This window comes from Oleiphilus messinensis, from assembly GCF_002162375.1.
In the GTDB taxonomy this organism is placed as follows: Bacteria; Pseudomonadota; Gammaproteobacteria; order Pseudomonadales; family Oleiphilaceae; genus Oleiphilus; species Oleiphilus messinensis.
In genome coordinates, this window is the sequence record NZ_CP021425.1 from 1,425,105 (window position 1) to 1,439,376 (window position 14,272).

A 14,272-nucleotide genomic window follows, 5' to 3' on the forward strand; every position below is an offset into this window, starting at 1 on the left:
CGAGTGAACACTAATTGTTGATTGATGTGCCCGCCTTTTTATCTCCGGTGGCGCATGCAATGAGGGTAGAATATGAGTACTCGATTAGAGAAAAAGCTGATGACGCGCCAATCGCTTATGGATGCGGTGCTGGAATTGATTGACGAGGGAATGGGGTTTGCCTCGATCAGTATTCGTGAGGTGGCGAAGCGTTCCGGTGTTGTTCCGACGGCATTTTACCGCCACTTTACAGACATGGAGGATCTTGCGTTCTGTTTGGTGGATGAATTCAGTCTGGGATTGCGTCGAGTGTTAAGAGAGACCCGCCAGCAAACCCGCAGTGTTGGTCCCTTGATTCGTCAATCGGTACTCATCTACGTTGAACACGTGCAGCAAAACCGTGGCCTGTTCCGGTTTATGTCTCAGGTCATCAGTGGTGGATCGGCACCCCTTCGTCACTCGGTGCGCAATGAATTACAGTTTTTAGCCAATGAGCTGGCAGCGGATGTAGGACATCTTAATCTCTTGCCGGATTTATCCCAGGGGATGATTGAGTGGGCCACACAACTGGTCGTGAATACCGTTACCGGAACCACATCCGAGCTGCTGGATCTCTCGGAGTCAAATCCCTTGGAAGTTGAGCGCCTGGTGGATAAAACTGTCCGTCAACTGCAAATCATTTTTGTCGGTGCTGCGAACTGGCAACCGATTCCGAAGCGGACGCCAGAGCTCTCGAAAGCCACTGAGCAGGCGTTGCTGTTTACTGCTGTCGGGCACTAATTTCTATTCCAATCGAATCGGGAGATGCGGTGATTTTCAGGTACAAAAATACCAGTTTGGGTGTTTTTTGAGAATCACCGCACGGGGTGAGTGCAAGGTCGATGACGTCCTGATGCTCAATCGGTTAAGTTACTGTATTCGTGCAATTAATCCAAATTCAGGAAACAACTGTAGCGGTCCCGTATGGCCTGTGTTTCACAACATTAAAATTGAATCAAATCAAAAATTAATAATTCGGTTTTTGCGTCTCGCGAACCCAGAGCATTATCAGGTTTAAAAAAATGCTATGGCGTAATTCAGCAAACTTTTAGGCCAATCAGCGGTTTTTAAACCAAAGAAAGCTTGTCGGTAGATTAAAATCAACTTGTCAGATATTACGGAACAATACAATGGCAATTAAAAAAGCACTGGTCGTCGATGACTCGCCGACCGCCCGTCATGTTTTAGGTCGCATGCTCAAGCAGCTTGGATTTGCAGTTCTGCAGGCAGAATCGGGTCCGGTTGCGCTGACCTTATTGCGCAAGGAGTCCCCGCACTTGGTATTTCTGGATCATATCATGCCGGAAATGGATGGTTTTCAGGTGCTTAAATCGTTGAAATCAAGTGTTCTCACTGAATCGATCCCCGTTGTGATGTATACCTCTCAAGCGGCAACAAAATATCAGTTAGAAGCAAAGGCTTTGGGCGCTGTTGCTGTCATTTCCAAGCAAATTGATGTTGTTTCACTGGCGAACTTGATCGACACGGTGCTGGAACCGCAAGGTTCGGCGGAGATCATCCCGTTGAAACGCAAACCCGCAGAAAAATCCACCTGTTATGGTGAACCTGCACAATTAACGGGTTCGCTTCCTTATATGCCAAAGGAGGCTACAGCTCTGGTGCGGCGACAGCGACGGCCGGTCAGTGTGATGCGTATCGGTCTGCTCACTACATTAATTGGTGCACCATTTTTGCTGTTTTCATATCAATTGACTGATCAGCAGTATGCACTCAATCAAGTCGTGTCTCAGGTCACAGCAGTACAGGCGCGAAATCATCAACAGTGGGAAGTTATGCTCGAGCGACTTCAAGAAGAACAGCTGAAATTGCAAGAGGAACGAAAACTTGTAAATAACATGGTAATGACTCTGGCTGCGGTCATGGTACTCCCTGTTGCTGAGCAGGACGCCACGTTACCCCCCGACTCGCTATCGCTTTCCGCACCAAGGCAATAGGTTTATTGCCTTGGAATCCTGATCTGTCTTCACACCTGTTATCCCCGCACCGTGCTTGTAACATGAACTATACTCACTGTTGCAATTTGCTACGCAGAATGTACTGAGAAAAACATAAAATAGGTTCATCACCTGATTGTTTTCGCCTGTCCTTGTCGAAGTGTTCAGCCCCAAATCCTTAAAACTGGAAGTCCTTATTGTGCGAGAGTCGAAATTAAAACCAGTCCAAAGTTTATATACCTTGCCGCTATTGTTTTCACTGAACAGCTTTGCGGGCGAAGTGGTTGAAAGTCAATGTTTTGCCAATGAGTTTTGTGTTGCTGTGGAGCAAAATGATGACACATTCGATGTTACCTTGCAGAGTCTAGCGTCCTATCCACTGACGGTTTCAGTGGATTTTACGTTGGCTAATCTGAATAGTACCAACGGCGAGTCCGTAGCGGTTGTCCTTCCCGAATCTGAAACCGCATTCGTTACCCAGTTACAGATTAATACCGGCGGTAGCAGCTCCGTGGATTATTCCTGGGATATCAATTTTGCGCGATTGATTGGCGATGCCACGGTCAGTCACGATGGCGAATACCGCTACCAGTTTCCGTTCAATACCGGTTTGACCTATTCGGTACTGAAAGGGTATACCGAAGAATTGCCGCTTTCATCCCGCTATATTGTTCTATTCGGTTTACCTGAGGGATCGACTGTCGTTGCAGCACGGAACGGTCGTGTGGTTCAGGTGGTGGATAGCAATGCCTCTAATTCCGGGAACAACCAGATTCTGGTTGAGCATGATGATGGCACGATAGCTCGTTATGTCAATTTACAATCGGGCGGGGCCTTGGTTGCTGCAGGGGATACGATCACTCGGGGGCAGGCGATCGGATTGTCCGGTGCAGCAACTTTCAATGCCGAACCTTATCTTTATTTTGCAACAACCAGTCCGGTTGACGGGAAGTCATTAAAAACATACCAACTGGCCTTTGCTACGTCCGATGGAACGTCGAACAACATAGAAACCGGCGACGATGTCACGTCAGTTGATCCAGACGACGGTGGCACAGGCGACGGTGGCACAGGCGACGGTGGCACAGGCGACGGTGGCACAGGTGATGGCGGCACAGGTGATGGCGGCACAGGCGACGGTGGCACAGGCGACGGTGGCACAGGCGACGGTGGCACAGGTGATGGCGGCACAGGCGATGGCGGCACAGGCGATGGCGGCACAGGTGATGGCGGCACAGGCGATGGTGGCACAGGTGATGGTGGCACAGGTGATGGTGGCACAGGTGATGGTGGCACAGGCGATGGTGGCACAGGCGATGGCGGCACAGGCGATGGTGGCACAGGTGACGGCGGCACAGGCGATGGCGGCACAGGTGACGGCGGCACAGGCGATGGTGGCACAGGCGATGGTGGCACAGGTGATGGTGGTACCGGAGATGGTGGCACAGGCGATGGTGGTACCGGAGATGGTGGTACAGGTGACGGCGGTACAAATGGAGAGGTAATTGATCCGAATACGTCCTCTTATCGCGTACAGGAATTATATGTCGCCTATTACGGGCGTCCCGGCGATTATGCCGGTGTTAACTGGTGGGCTACCGAGCTGGACAACAGCGCCCAGGGACTGGTCGATATAATCAATACATTTGGAACATCTGAAGAATACGAGAAACGCTTCGGATCATTAAATACTGACGAGCTAATCACCAACCTCTATCAGCAAATGTTTGGTCGAGAAGCAGAAGCAGCCGGTCTGGCCTGGTGGACGGATGAAATCGAGAGCGGGCGAGTGACTCTGGCTGAAGCTGCAATGGTGATTGCGGATGGTGCACAAAATGAAGATCTGTCGATTCTCAATAACCGGACGATTGTAGCCATTCGCATTACAGATGGAATTGAGGCGCAAAACAAACGCTATATATTCGAGGATATCGAAGCGGCGAAAGTATTCATTCAGGGCATTGATGGTGAGCTGGATCCATATGCTTTTGATATCAATAGCTTGCTGGATACGCTGGTTGAAAAGTGAGAATATTTTACAAAGTATCACAATTGAGCGGGGTTAGTTACAAGAATTAACGAGGGAACATCGCTAAAATAACGCTATGTAATAAAGGGCAACAGTTTAATTAAGCCGTGTCCTTAAAAAGCGCTTCTCGAGAATAGAAGTATGAATCAATCAAACGATAGGTTTGTAACCATGAAGTTAAAATCTTGCGTACTTGCGATGATGTTGTTTGCTGCTGGGATCGGGTCAGCCAACGCTGTGCCTGTCGTTTACCAGGGTGAACTGGTGTACGGCATGACCAAAACCGGCTCAATCACTGATCCGTTTGCAACGGGTACAGATTGGTGGTTTTTCCATGCCAACACAGGGGATGTGATTACCCTGACGGTTAATCGTCTGGATCCTGCACTTAACCCTTCTTTTAGCGTGTATTTCGGTCTGCAAAATGATACGGATTTACTCTCTCCTGTTGTGGCATTTGCGGATGACGAACTGCAAGAGCTACCCGGTATGGAAGGGCTTTTTGCTGACCCTCAACTGGAATCGTTTTCGGTCTCCAAAACCGGTACGTACTCCGTTGCAGTGAATAATGAGTCACAAGATCAGAATGAGCCATTGGACTACCAAATCGAATTGTCAGAAGGTGAAGTGCCAGCTCCGGCAACATTGGCGCTGCTCGGTATTGCTGCAATCGGAATGCGGGTTTCCCGCCGGAAGTCAAACGCGACCGTTTGATCTCACGTCTTTGACAGCATACTGATTCGCTTGCGACGAATACTCGTTTATTAATCGTGTATTGCAAAGGAATAGTTTCAATCTGGGTGGCTTCGGTCACCTTTTTTTTGGCCTTTTTTTATCGTCTTTTTTATCTCCGCGACTCGAAATATTGCTAAACTTTTCAAAGGTATGTCGTCTTTTACAGTTTTCGAGGTCTCATTTTGCTGATACTTTTCCCTGCAGATAATCAAATAGATTACGCTGACAATATTGATTTTATCCCAGCCAGGATTCTACCCGGCCCGCCCGTACTGGAGCCGCAGTATTCATGGGAATATCCCCGGGTAAATTTATATGGCTCGGTTTTGAAGACCGAGTCTGGCTATGAAATGTTTTATCAATGTGGCGATGCAGTCAAAGTAGGGTATGCCCGCTCAGACGATGGCCTGAATTGGGAGCGGCCCTTATTCAATGCGACAGACTTTAGTGCTCATGTGCATGAAATTATTCAGGGCAATGATACTGTCTGTGTCGATACACCGCCGGAAGTGGGGGAGGGCGAAACCCTGACGAATCTGGTGGCTGGTTTTCATATGCCAAGTGTCATGTATGACCCGGACAGCCCGTTACCGTATAAAATGTTTGCATTCGGGGAAGGCGGCTACCATAGCCTGGCCTCCGAGCGTGGTCAGCGTTTTCGTGCCACGGGTGAAAATCCGGTTATCCCGATGCTGGCCTTTAAAAACGAATTCACCGGGAAAACCTGGGTGAGTGATGTGGCGCCCTGTTATAAAGACCGCCATGGGTACACCGCAATGATCAAAACCTACGAAGTGGATGTTGAAGAGCGAACCCGTCGTTGTGTAGGGCGTGCCGTCAGTGAAGATCTGAATAGCTGGAGTGAGGTTGAAACCGTCTGGATTCCCGGCCCGGCTGAAGATGAAATCGCTCGTGCCAGAGGCTTTTCCTGGGCTGACTTTTATGGCTTGTGCCCTTTTCCCTATGGCGAGGGCTATCTTGGCATGTTGTGGCTGTTTGAAATTGATCGTGAATTTAAATCAGGAACCAATCTCGGCAAAATGGAAGTGTTTCTGGCCTACAGTCCCGATGGCAAGCAATGGCGCCGATTAAGTGACGAGCCTTTTATACCCTGGGATCTTAATTTTGGTGAACAAGGTGGCATGGTGACCACCGCATCCACACCGATTTTTGAAGACAATGAAATCAAGCTCTATTACTCCGATAGCAACTATGTGCATGGTTGTTATGAGGAAGACTATACCGGTTCTGTCGTGGACCCTGCCTGGGTCACTCGGTGTGCTCGGATTCCGAAAGAGCGGTTGGTGGGTGCGACCTCGACAAGCGGCAGACTTGTGCTGAAACCTTCAGCGGCACCGGAAGGACGTCTCAGGCTGAACATCGATAGCCGGGGCGGGGTGGCAGAGATCAGCATTTCGGAGGCGGGCGACTCGGTGGCGAGCTTTCGAGTTGAAAATCAGGATGAGTCTGATTTGTGGCTAACCGTACCTTTCGGGGAGGTTTTGGAGCTCAGTATTACCTTAAAAAACGCAACATTATATGCGCTGGAGCTGCGCTAGGGCTCAGGGCAACCTAGTAATAATTGATCAATTTAAGCTTAACTAAAGTTTAGAATTTGAGCATGATCCCCAGTCCTGATTTCTGACCGGATAAATTCTGCTTTCTCTTCTACCCGCCTTATTCTAAGCGGCTTTTCGCTAGCGAGAGTCTTTATACTACTCAATAGCCCTCTCTGGCGGTTTAAATATTCGAGACTTTACGTCCCACCAATCCCTCACGGCAACTTGCTGTAAATTCCGTTGCAGCTTTAACCGAACCAGTCCCGCCGTAATCGGCGCATGTTTGCGCCAAGGGATGTCCAAGTGCATTTCTTGACCTGCCGACTCTTTCCAATAAGTGAGCAACTGCACCAGCGCATAGCTGAGAGAGATGATCTGAACCCACCGATGCAGCACCTGTCTGGATTGCTGCCAAGTCTCATTCCAGCCCCAGCGATTCTTTAACTGATGGAACATGGGCTCAATACTCCAGCGCTTGGCGTAGGCTTTTATGATGTCGATGCCCGATATATTCGTTCGAGTCGTCAACAAGAGCCGGGCAGGTTTTAAGCTACCGTCTTCGTTTTCAAACTGCACCCACACAACCTTTACGAGCTGCCCATCTAAAAAGCGGGCTTTGGCTATCGCTGTTCGATACCTCAGTGACTGCTGTCGTCCATAGATCGTGACATTGGCGCAAGTCTCTTCCAGGTTAGTGACTCGCTCTGGTGTGTATTTCTCTCCGTACTTTCGAGGGCGTCCTCTTTTCCCGGTTCGTTCTGGAACATCGTATAAGGCGGTATCCTTTCGGACTTGCCCGATAACGTGATACCCCATACCTTGAAGGGAGGCAATCAGCGTACCTCGCATATACCAGCTATCCATCAGGACGGTGGCCCCGGTAAAAAATGACCTCATCACGCGAAGTAAAATGCCTGCCGTTACCAGCTTGTTACCGTTCCCGCAGGCTCGCGTTAAGCGCGAGATCAGTGGGATCGACCAGGCTTGTTTCTGCCCCTTAACAATCGCTGATAAACTGACCCAACACTGGCCGCGAACAAATTGCGGGCGGTTGGCCTTGTTACCATGCATGTGATGAAACTGACTACTGGGTGCTTTCTTGGAATTCCTTAGCACCAAGGTATCATCAATGGCCAAATACCACTGTTCATTGGGACACCATTGAGTCAGTAACTGACCCAGCTGTTGCGCGAGTGCAACCCATGACCACTTTCCCTTTTGCAACCACTTGAAATAACTGGTCCAGTGGCGCTTCATTGCCACCATCAACCAGGCATCAGTGACAAACCCTGTTGGCGTGAGCATCGCCCCAATCAGTAACTCAATAAAGGTGGGTACTGAACGTAGGGGTAGAGCTTTAACCAAAAATGTGATCCAATCAAACAGGATCTCGGGGATATTGCCGTATCCCTTAGCGTCCATAGCGGCCTCCAGAACTTAATCGGTTTTCGTTCTGAAGGCCGCGCCTTATAAAGCTATGTTTTTAAAAAGTCTTATAAGGCGCAGCAGCGCGCAACCTGCCGCAAAGTCAATCATTTTGTCTTACTGGGTTCGAATTCTTTCCTCTGAAACTCTAAACTTTAGTAAGCTTAAATATCTGAATTCAAATCGTTAATTGTTACACTCGCAACAAAAAGGGAGGTAGAACAATGGAATTAGCTGCATTTAGCATTATTTCGGATCCTCGAAATGATAAAAACCAAGTGTATTCTCTGGATAGCCTATTATTGCTAGCCCGGATTTTTCATAAACAAGCAGCAGCGAATGGTTAGGTCATTTAATTGCGGCCTTTTTCTTGGTTTCGTTGCTCTGTTCGTCTTGAGAAAGACATTACGTCCCAACTCAGTTCTAAATTGAGCACATATTATCCATCTTTGCTAATGCAAAGTGAAAGCCCCCCCCCAAATCACTTTCGTCTGGCTGGTATTTTTCCTGACTTAGCTTTTAAAACATCGCTAGCCTGACCTGCGCGCTGGCATTGGGTAAAAAGACTCTGTTACATGCCGCAAAAGAGTCTCGAATGGACTGCGACTAGGCAAGTGAAGTTTGATCCTATCTTTATATTCAACGACCCTGACTGCAATTTTGCAGAGTTTCATTATTACCGTTGATGGCTGCGCTTTTTCCAATTCAGTGCCTTTGAGGGCTTGGGTTCTAAACTCATAGTGAAGAACATAAGCGGCGCAGGCATAAAACATCCTCAGGTGGTTTGCCAGGAAACTCTGATCTGATAGCCTGTCACCTGACAGGTCATTTTTCAGGTATTTAATAAAGTTCTCATCCTGTCCCCTTGGAGAGTAAAGATCTTCATATATGGCTTCGGCAGATGCCTCCTTGATCGAAGTTACAATAAAACGAGGGTTTTCGCCTTGCTGATTCACCTCTGCCTTGTAAATGATTCGAGTATCCAGCCCTTTCCAGCTCCCTGCCTGATACTCCGTTTCCCCATAGAGCCTGAGCCGATCTGGTTCTACCATGTTGTTTAGTTTTGCCAGCCCGGTTTTGATCTTGAGAGCCTGGTGAGCTTCATCCAACAACGCTCGAGCCTTGGGGCGCAAAGCCGTTTTATGCCCTGCGCCTTTACCAAGTACGTAATCCGAATTGGGATCATCCTGAACGATCCTCATCAACTCTGGTTGGGCAAAATGGCTATCTCCCCGAACCAATAGATGAGTTTTCGGCCATCTTTTCCGAAGCAGCTGGATGAGTCGTTTGAGAATTGCGGCATTCTCCTTACCTGTTGGCGTTTTACCTGGGCGAAGAACCGCCGTAATCAACTTGCCACTGAGTCCCTCAAAAATCAACAGCGGCAGATAACAGTAATCCTGGTATTTGGCATTAAACAGGTTCAGCTGCTGGCCTCCATGAGTAATCGCCGGTGTATGGTCAAGATCGATAATGATCGCAGCAGGAGGTCGCTCGTAACTGCTGATGAAGTGATGCACAAATGCTTCAGCCATCCTGTAAATGTCTGATCGAGTCATAGACTGCCCCAACCGAGTAAAGGTGGGAGCTGATGCAAGATGTTTATCATCATCCAAAGGCGGGCGCCCAGCGGCAAGCTTAAACATAGGGTCTTTGCGCAGGAAATTGCTGTCGTTGGAATCTTCATAGCCGCAGGCCATTTGCAGGACCCGCTGAACTAGAAGATCTTTCAAGGAGTGATCGATGTAGGATTGATGGCGTCTGTCGTTGATAGCATCTGTGAGCCTGCTGATTAGGTCGCTTTGAAGCATGCTTTCCCGTAGCAAAAGAGCGCCAAAATCAGACGATAATTCCCCACCGTTAAAGTCAGCCCGAATGGTTTTTCCAGTAGAGGGGTGAAAACGCAGCTGTTCTTGTGTAAATTTAGTCATGGCAAGTTCCGGTTTGCTTCTTCCGAAGCTTATTTTTGGTCGACCCAATTATATCAAGTGATTGGGCGGAACTTGCCTCCTTTCATGAAAAATCCGGGCTAGGTTGCCCTGGATGAGCAGATACAACGATGGGGTTGATGTTGTTCCTGCATCGTGCGACATAAAACCCTCCAGAATCCTGCAGATCTTGAAACCAATCCAAATCAAAGTAACCCCGGTCAACCAGTAACAGACACCCAGATAGAGTTTGTGGCTCAGGGAGGTAATCCCGCTCGCTGGCTGTGTCGGGCGTCAACGAGATAGTGCATGGTTGGTCTGCCAAAAGATCCATGGTCACCTGAAGCTCAACTGCGGCAGGACTGACGGTTTTGAAACGGCCAGGAAACGACTTCTTCAACGAATCCTTCACGGCAAATGAGCTGCCATCTTGAATCAGGATCTGTTTAAACTGATGAAAAGAGTGGCCTTCCGGAAATGCCAGTGCAGGCTGCAACCAGTCAGTGAGAAGTGATGACAACACTTCCCGCATGAATTTGGGAAACTCTGGTTTCGAAAACTGGTTGTGAAAGGCACGATAAGTGATGTTGCTGTCAGACCACTCACAATATCGACGCTGAATGTCAGCTACACTTTCAATGGTGCTAGACGCCATTATGGCAACCAGGCAAGTCACTAGCTTGAAAGGCGTGATTCGTCTTTGCCGAACACAGAAATCTGCCTGTTTTGCGATTTTAGTGATCTTTTCTGGATTGAAGGAGTGGGTGAGTTTTTCGAGAAATGTGGTAAATTTACGCTGGTTCATTCTGCTTTAAGGTCGGTTGATTGTTTGGCGACTAACAATCTACCTTATCGCAGAATGAATCCATAATAATATCATTGGGTTACCCTATATTTGTGCTTAATGTTCTACCTATGAGCTTCGGTTAAAAGTGGGAGGATTTCCGTTAACTGATTCTCTTAATAGGCCTCAAATTTGATAAAATGATATCTACTAGTCCATACTATCTATTTCTATATTAGAAGTGGGGGCGGTATGAGTAAGCAGTACTTAAGCTATGCCGAACAGTTGAAGATCACACTAATAATCCTTGCGTTATTGGTGCTACCCGGAGTGGTATCACCAATTCAGGCGGAAACTTCGTCTCTTCCTAAACACTTGACACTAGCGGCATCTGAGGACTTTGCACCATTTGTGCACGTCAGCTCAACTGGGAAAATGACTGGAATAGACTTTGAAATTATAGCAGAACTTTATCGACGACTCGATATTTCCATTAAAGTGATCCTTTTACCAAGGCCACGAATCACAACGATGCTATTAAGCGGTGAGCTCGATGGTGTAGTTTCTACGACGACATTTAATGACACACTTGCATTTGAACATATGTGGTCGTCAATCGATTTGTATAAATCTTCAGTTTCGGTGTTCACATTAAAATCTGTCTCGAATTACCAGTCAAATCCAACAAAAAACAGCATTATTTTGGCACAGATACGATCAGGAAAGCTCTTAAAAAATTCGCGAATTGGAATGTTGAACGAATTTGATTACACCCCAATGGGTGTTCATCAATTAGAATCACTGAGTAAACAAACCTTATTCGTTCGTACCGACACGCAGTTGATAAACTTACTCGACATGGGAAGAATCACGTATGTTATCACGGAAGATATCTCGTTTGCATATCAAGCTCGAATCAATAACTTGTTTGCCAAACTGGAATTCATTGGTGAAGTATTCCATCGAGGGGTTCGAACTATACTAAGGAACGAGCTGATACGTCAATTTCCCGCTCTACAAACCAAAATTAACAGCACAATCAGTAGCTTAGTAGAAAGTGATTACATCGCAAGCACTATCTACCATAACCTTCGCCTAGACCCCTTGAATGAGCCTCAGACTGATGGTGAAAAGGGTAAAATTAAGCTTTTTCGGACCACACCAGAAACAGCGCACTAAACCTCGGTCAGTAACCGTTTTCATAAACCTACTCATGGTTTAAACGAGCTTATCCCTACAGGCTAAAAGTTTCTCAAGCTTCGATAGAAATTCAGCCATAATCATCACCTCCATCCATGAGAAAACAATACTGTTCAAATTGGCTGTAAAGGTATAGTTGATTCTGGTGTATGGAAGGGTTGAAAAAGAAGCGGCGTATCTGATCGGTTTGTTGTCGCTAAACAAAGAAACCTACCAAAGGAATACGCCACTATGAGCAAGAGTAACGTTGTTGGTTTTGATAGTCGAGAGAAAAGCAAAGACCCTTTGAGCGAATTGGTCAGAAAAGGTGTTCGCCAGTTGATTGAGCAGGCCGTTGAAGCTGAATTAAGCGAGCTGCTTACCCGGTTTTCAGGTCAAACAACCGAGGATGGACGAGCTGCAGTTATTCGCAACGGGTATTTGCCTGAACGTGAGATACGAACAGGCATTGGCTCTGTGACAGTGAAAGTACCGAAAGTTCGCTCCAGAACAGGAGAGCCAGTCACGTTTCGGTCAGCACTTGTTCCTCCCTATGTGAGGAAAACCCGTTCACTCGAAGCCGCTATACCGTGGTTATATCTGAAAGGAATTAGTGTCGGAGAAATGAGTTTAAACTGAACAGCCATATTTTTTCGTCTTATTTGTGTTTTTGGATGCTTCTATATTAACCGATTTGATGTGGATAATCCGACAGACTCCTAGATTACATCAGGGCGAAAGGCGCCGATACCTCAGTTGCCTGGATCAACAGTATCTTTCTGGTGATGAGTTTGATGGTTCTCCTGAAGCTGTTTTATTTTTACTTCAAAAGCTGCGCACAGTGCATCAGCAACATGATTACCCACGCGATTTATTCAGGCTTTAATAAATTAGCCAGGGAGCGAATCAACATTTGCTCAATTGGGCAGTGCCTTTTAACAGCTTTCTGAGCAGGCTCTGAATAGCAAAATGCTATTCAAGCTTTCGGATAATTTTTACAGTATTATCCACTTCTGATGCATCAATATAGCCGATGATTGCCGGATTTTCTGATACCAATTTCTTCACGTCAGCACTCCCGCTGACCTGTTTGGGTGGTTGACCCTTACCTGTAAAAATCCGCTGAGACCAAAAAGCTTTCAACTGTACTTCACTCTTTTTAATGACTTTCTCATTAAATTTATCCCTGGCCGGTGTGCCTGTCTCTTGCTCAACAGGAACTGCCAAGCTACCGTCCGGATATTTCTTTTTCTTTCCTAAGAATATGGCGCTAAGCCACTTGTCATCAAGTTCTGATATGGAACTGTTCGGATTAACAACTACGACCACCTCCCCAAAGGAAGGGGGGGAGAGGAATGCTGTAATGCAGGCTATTATAGAAGCGGCTATTTTGATTCTAATCATGTTAAGTCTCTCCCTAAAAAGTGAAATCAATGGCTGCGGCGATTACTTCAATTTCGGTTTCCTGAGGAGGAAAACACATCCCGCTCATAGGATCACATGGCGTTGTTTCTGTCGTAGATTTTGAGTACTCCAATTTAAACGCTGTACCAGGCAAATAATCCCAGCGTACCCCTATGGTGTGAGTTTCTGCTTCTGCGAGAAAGAAAGCGGCTCTGTCTTGCTCGGAATAGGTATAATGAGGGGTAAAACTGCCTATAGCGTATCCCACCGAAGCATACCCAAATTTATCTTCTATGCCGGTATTAGTATCTTCAAGATTCCCGTATTCACTTCTAAATTTGAAGCTTTCATAGTCTGCGATTATGGCGAATGCTGTATAAATTAAATTAGTGTCCGCGCCCAATCCTTCAATCACAGTGTCCATGGAGCTGTACACTCCGCGTAACTTAATCCAGTCGTAAGCTATCATTAAGTTTATGCCCACGCTGTCAGTAATCTCACCTGGAAAGCCAAGAAGCTCAAATTGCTCCTCACCGATCCAAACTTGTGTGGACAACTCAACATCACCTAGATAACGAAAATCGTTCAGAGAAATACCCGTCGTCGTTGAAAATGGTGCTACGTACATATCTATCGGGGCTCTTAACCAATAGTAGGCATAAGATGTATCTAAAAAATCGGAATAATAGAACAGAGGCACACGGAAGCGACCGAAATTGAGCCAGGTCTCATCAGTTACCGCAAGTGTGGCATATGCCCATTCAAAGGAAGTATCGAAACTTGTCTCATTTGAACCTTTGCCTGCTACCTGTACCGTTGCTGAAATCGTTTCGTTCACTTGGGCTGAAGTCTGTATGGCCATAATACTTTCTGGTAGAAAGCGCAAGGTATCCTCGTACGCTCCCCCGGTAATGTTATCAACCATATACTCTGTATCATCGCTTCCCAATGTTTGTCCGGCAGCAAACGATGCAAAACCACTCCATGTAACATCAACAGCATGGGATAGCCCCGGCGCAATCAAGTAGCTAGCCAGCATTAACCTGCTGATTACTTGTGTAATAGTAAATCTCGTTTTTAGCATCTAAATATCTCCACTGTGCTTGTTAAAAATTAGCTTACTTCTACTACAAAACAGCCGCAGCAACTTGAATCTGAACTGACTTCTAGGCGCTGCGATGTCTGTTGAAATTGTATTGAATTCATTCCTCGAATTTGACTTGCTAGAGTGGGCTCTGCCTCCACTATATGACTGC

11 protein-coding genes and 1 pseudogene are annotated in these 14,272 nt (G+C 46.9%); 7 read left to right on the forward strand and 5 right to left on the reverse strand.

What is annotated here, in order from left to right; genetic code table 11:
* Window positions 1-72 precede the first annotated feature (72 nt).
* The 5 genes from OLMES_RS06195 to OLMES_RS06215 all read left to right on the forward strand — a co-directional run bounded on the left by OLMES_RS06195 (window position 73) and on the right by OLMES_RS06215 (window position 6,296).
* Window positions 73-759 carry a TetR family transcriptional regulator gene (locus tag OLMES_RS06195; RefSeq protein ID WP_087460464.1) on the forward strand — a complete coding sequence of 229 codons (687 nt, stop codon included), beginning with the start codon at window positions 73-75 and terminating at the stop codon, window positions 757-759.
* Between the two features lie 389 nt (window positions 760-1,148).
* Window positions 1,149-1,973 carry a response regulator gene (locus OLMES_RS06200; protein WP_087460465.1) on the forward strand — a complete coding sequence of 275 codons (825 nt, stop codon included), beginning with the start codon at window positions 1,149-1,151 and terminating at the stop codon, window positions 1,971-1,973.
* 199 nt (window positions 1,974-2,172) lie between these two features.
* Complete coding sequence (locus tag OLMES_RS06205) at window positions 2,173-4,002, forward strand: peptidoglycan DD-metalloendopeptidase family protein (RefSeq protein WP_198343240.1); 1,830 nt, start codon at window positions 2,173-2,175, stop codon at window positions 4,000-4,002.
* 171 nt (window positions 4,003-4,173) lie between these two features.
* Window positions 4,174-4,716 carry a PEP-CTERM sorting domain-containing protein gene (locus tag OLMES_RS06210; protein WP_157678184.1) on the forward strand — a complete coding sequence of 181 codons (543 nt, stop codon included), beginning with the start codon at window positions 4,174-4,176 and terminating at the stop codon, window positions 4,714-4,716.
* Window positions 4,717-4,919: 203 nt separating this feature from the next.
* The gene (locus OLMES_RS06215; RefSeq protein WP_087460468.1) at window positions 4,920-6,296 is read left to right on the forward strand and encodes a hypothetical protein; all 1,377 of its coding nucleotides are present in this window, start codon (window positions 4,920-4,922) and stop codon (window positions 6,294-6,296) included.
* A gap of 156 nt (window positions 6,297-6,452) precedes the next feature.
* Here the strand turns inward: OLMES_RS06215 and OLMES_RS06220 are convergent, their stop codons facing one another.
* The 3 genes from OLMES_RS06220 to OLMES_RS06230 all read right to left on the reverse strand — a co-directional run bounded on the left by OLMES_RS06220 (window position 6,453) and on the right by OLMES_RS06230 (window position 10,454).
* On the reverse strand, window positions 6,453-7,718 hold the full coding sequence (locus OLMES_RS06220; RefSeq protein WP_087460469.1) for an IS701 family transposase: 1,266 nt from the start codon (window positions 7,716-7,718) through the stop codon (window positions 6,453-6,455).
* Between the two features lie 533 nt (window positions 7,719-8,251).
* The gene (locus OLMES_RS06225) at window positions 8,252-9,652 is read right to left on the reverse strand and encodes an IS1380 family transposase (RefSeq protein WP_087460470.1); all 1,401 of its coding nucleotides are present in this window, start codon (window positions 9,650-9,652) and stop codon (window positions 8,252-8,254) included.
* Window positions 9,653-9,734: 82 nt separating this feature from the next.
* On the reverse strand, window positions 9,735-10,454 hold the full coding sequence (locus OLMES_RS06230) for an IS4 family transposase (RefSeq protein WP_087460471.1): 720 nt from the start codon (window positions 10,452-10,454) through the stop codon (window positions 9,735-9,737).
* 231 nt (window positions 10,455-10,685) lie between these two features.
* On the opposite strand from OLMES_RS06230, the gene OLMES_RS06235 reads away from it, so the two are divergent.
* Together OLMES_RS06235 and OLMES_RS06240 are read left to right on the forward strand one after the other, a co-directional pair.
* Window positions 10,686-11,612 (forward strand): substrate-binding periplasmic protein, encoded by a 927-nt coding sequence (locus OLMES_RS06235; RefSeq protein WP_087460472.1) that lies wholly within the window; start codon window positions 10,686-10,688, stop codon window positions 11,610-11,612.
* Window positions 11,613-11,864: 252 nt separating this feature from the next.
* Window positions 11,865-12,239 (forward strand): annotated as a pseudogene (locus tag OLMES_RS06240) (transposase); the annotation flags it as partial.
* Window positions 12,240-12,584: 345 nt separating this feature from the next.
* Here the strand turns inward: OLMES_RS06240 and OLMES_RS06245 are convergent.
* Window positions 12,585-13,016: a type 2 periplasmic-binding domain-containing protein gene (locus OLMES_RS06245; protein WP_232465274.1), complete on the reverse strand. Its 432-nt coding sequence runs from the start codon at window positions 13,014-13,016 to the stop codon at window positions 12,585-12,587.
* A gap of 13 nt (window positions 13,017-13,029) precedes the next feature.
* Window positions 13,030-14,100, reverse strand: coding sequence for a hypothetical protein (locus OLMES_RS06250; protein WP_157678185.1), 1,071 nt, complete (start codon window positions 14,098-14,100; stop codon window positions 13,030-13,032).
* Between the last annotated feature and the right edge of the window lie 172 nt (window positions 14,101-14,272).

What these genes read in the sequence shown, in the direction of transcription:
- OLMES_RS06245 (WP_232465274.1), bottom strand. Translation starts at nt 13,016, where the DNA reads ATGATTAGAATCAAAATAGCCGCTTCTATAATAGCCTGCATTACAGCA.
- OLMES_RS06200 (WP_087460465.1), top strand. Translation starts at nt 1,149, where the DNA reads ATGGCAATTAAAAAAGCACTGGTCGTCGATGACTCGCCGACCGCCCGT.
- OLMES_RS06235 (WP_087460472.1), top strand. Translation starts at nt 10,686, where the DNA reads ATGAGTAAGCAGTACTTAAGCTATGCCGAACAGTTGAAGATCACACTA.
- OLMES_RS06250 (WP_157678185.1), bottom strand. Translation starts at nt 14,100, where the DNA reads ATGCTAAAAACGAGATTTACTATTACACAAGTAATCAGCAGGTTAATG.
- OLMES_RS06220 (WP_087460469.1), bottom strand. Translation starts at nt 7,718, where the DNA reads ATGGACGCTAAGGGATACGGCAATATCCCCGAGATCCTGTTTGATTGG.
- OLMES_RS06230 (WP_087460471.1), bottom strand. Translation starts at nt 10,454, where the DNA reads ATGAACCAGCGTAAATTTACCACATTTCTCGAAAAACTCACCCACTCC.
- OLMES_RS06210 (WP_157678184.1), top strand. Translation starts at nt 4,174, where the DNA reads ATGAAGTTAAAATCTTGCGTACTTGCGATGATGTTGTTTGCTGCTGGG.
- OLMES_RS06195 (WP_087460464.1), top strand. Translation starts at nt 73, where the DNA reads ATGAGTACTCGATTAGAGAAAAAGCTGATGACGCGCCAATCGCTTATG.
- OLMES_RS06225 (WP_087460470.1), bottom strand. Translation starts at nt 9,652, where the DNA reads ATGACTAAATTTACACAAGAACAGCTGCGTTTTCACCCCTCTACTGGA.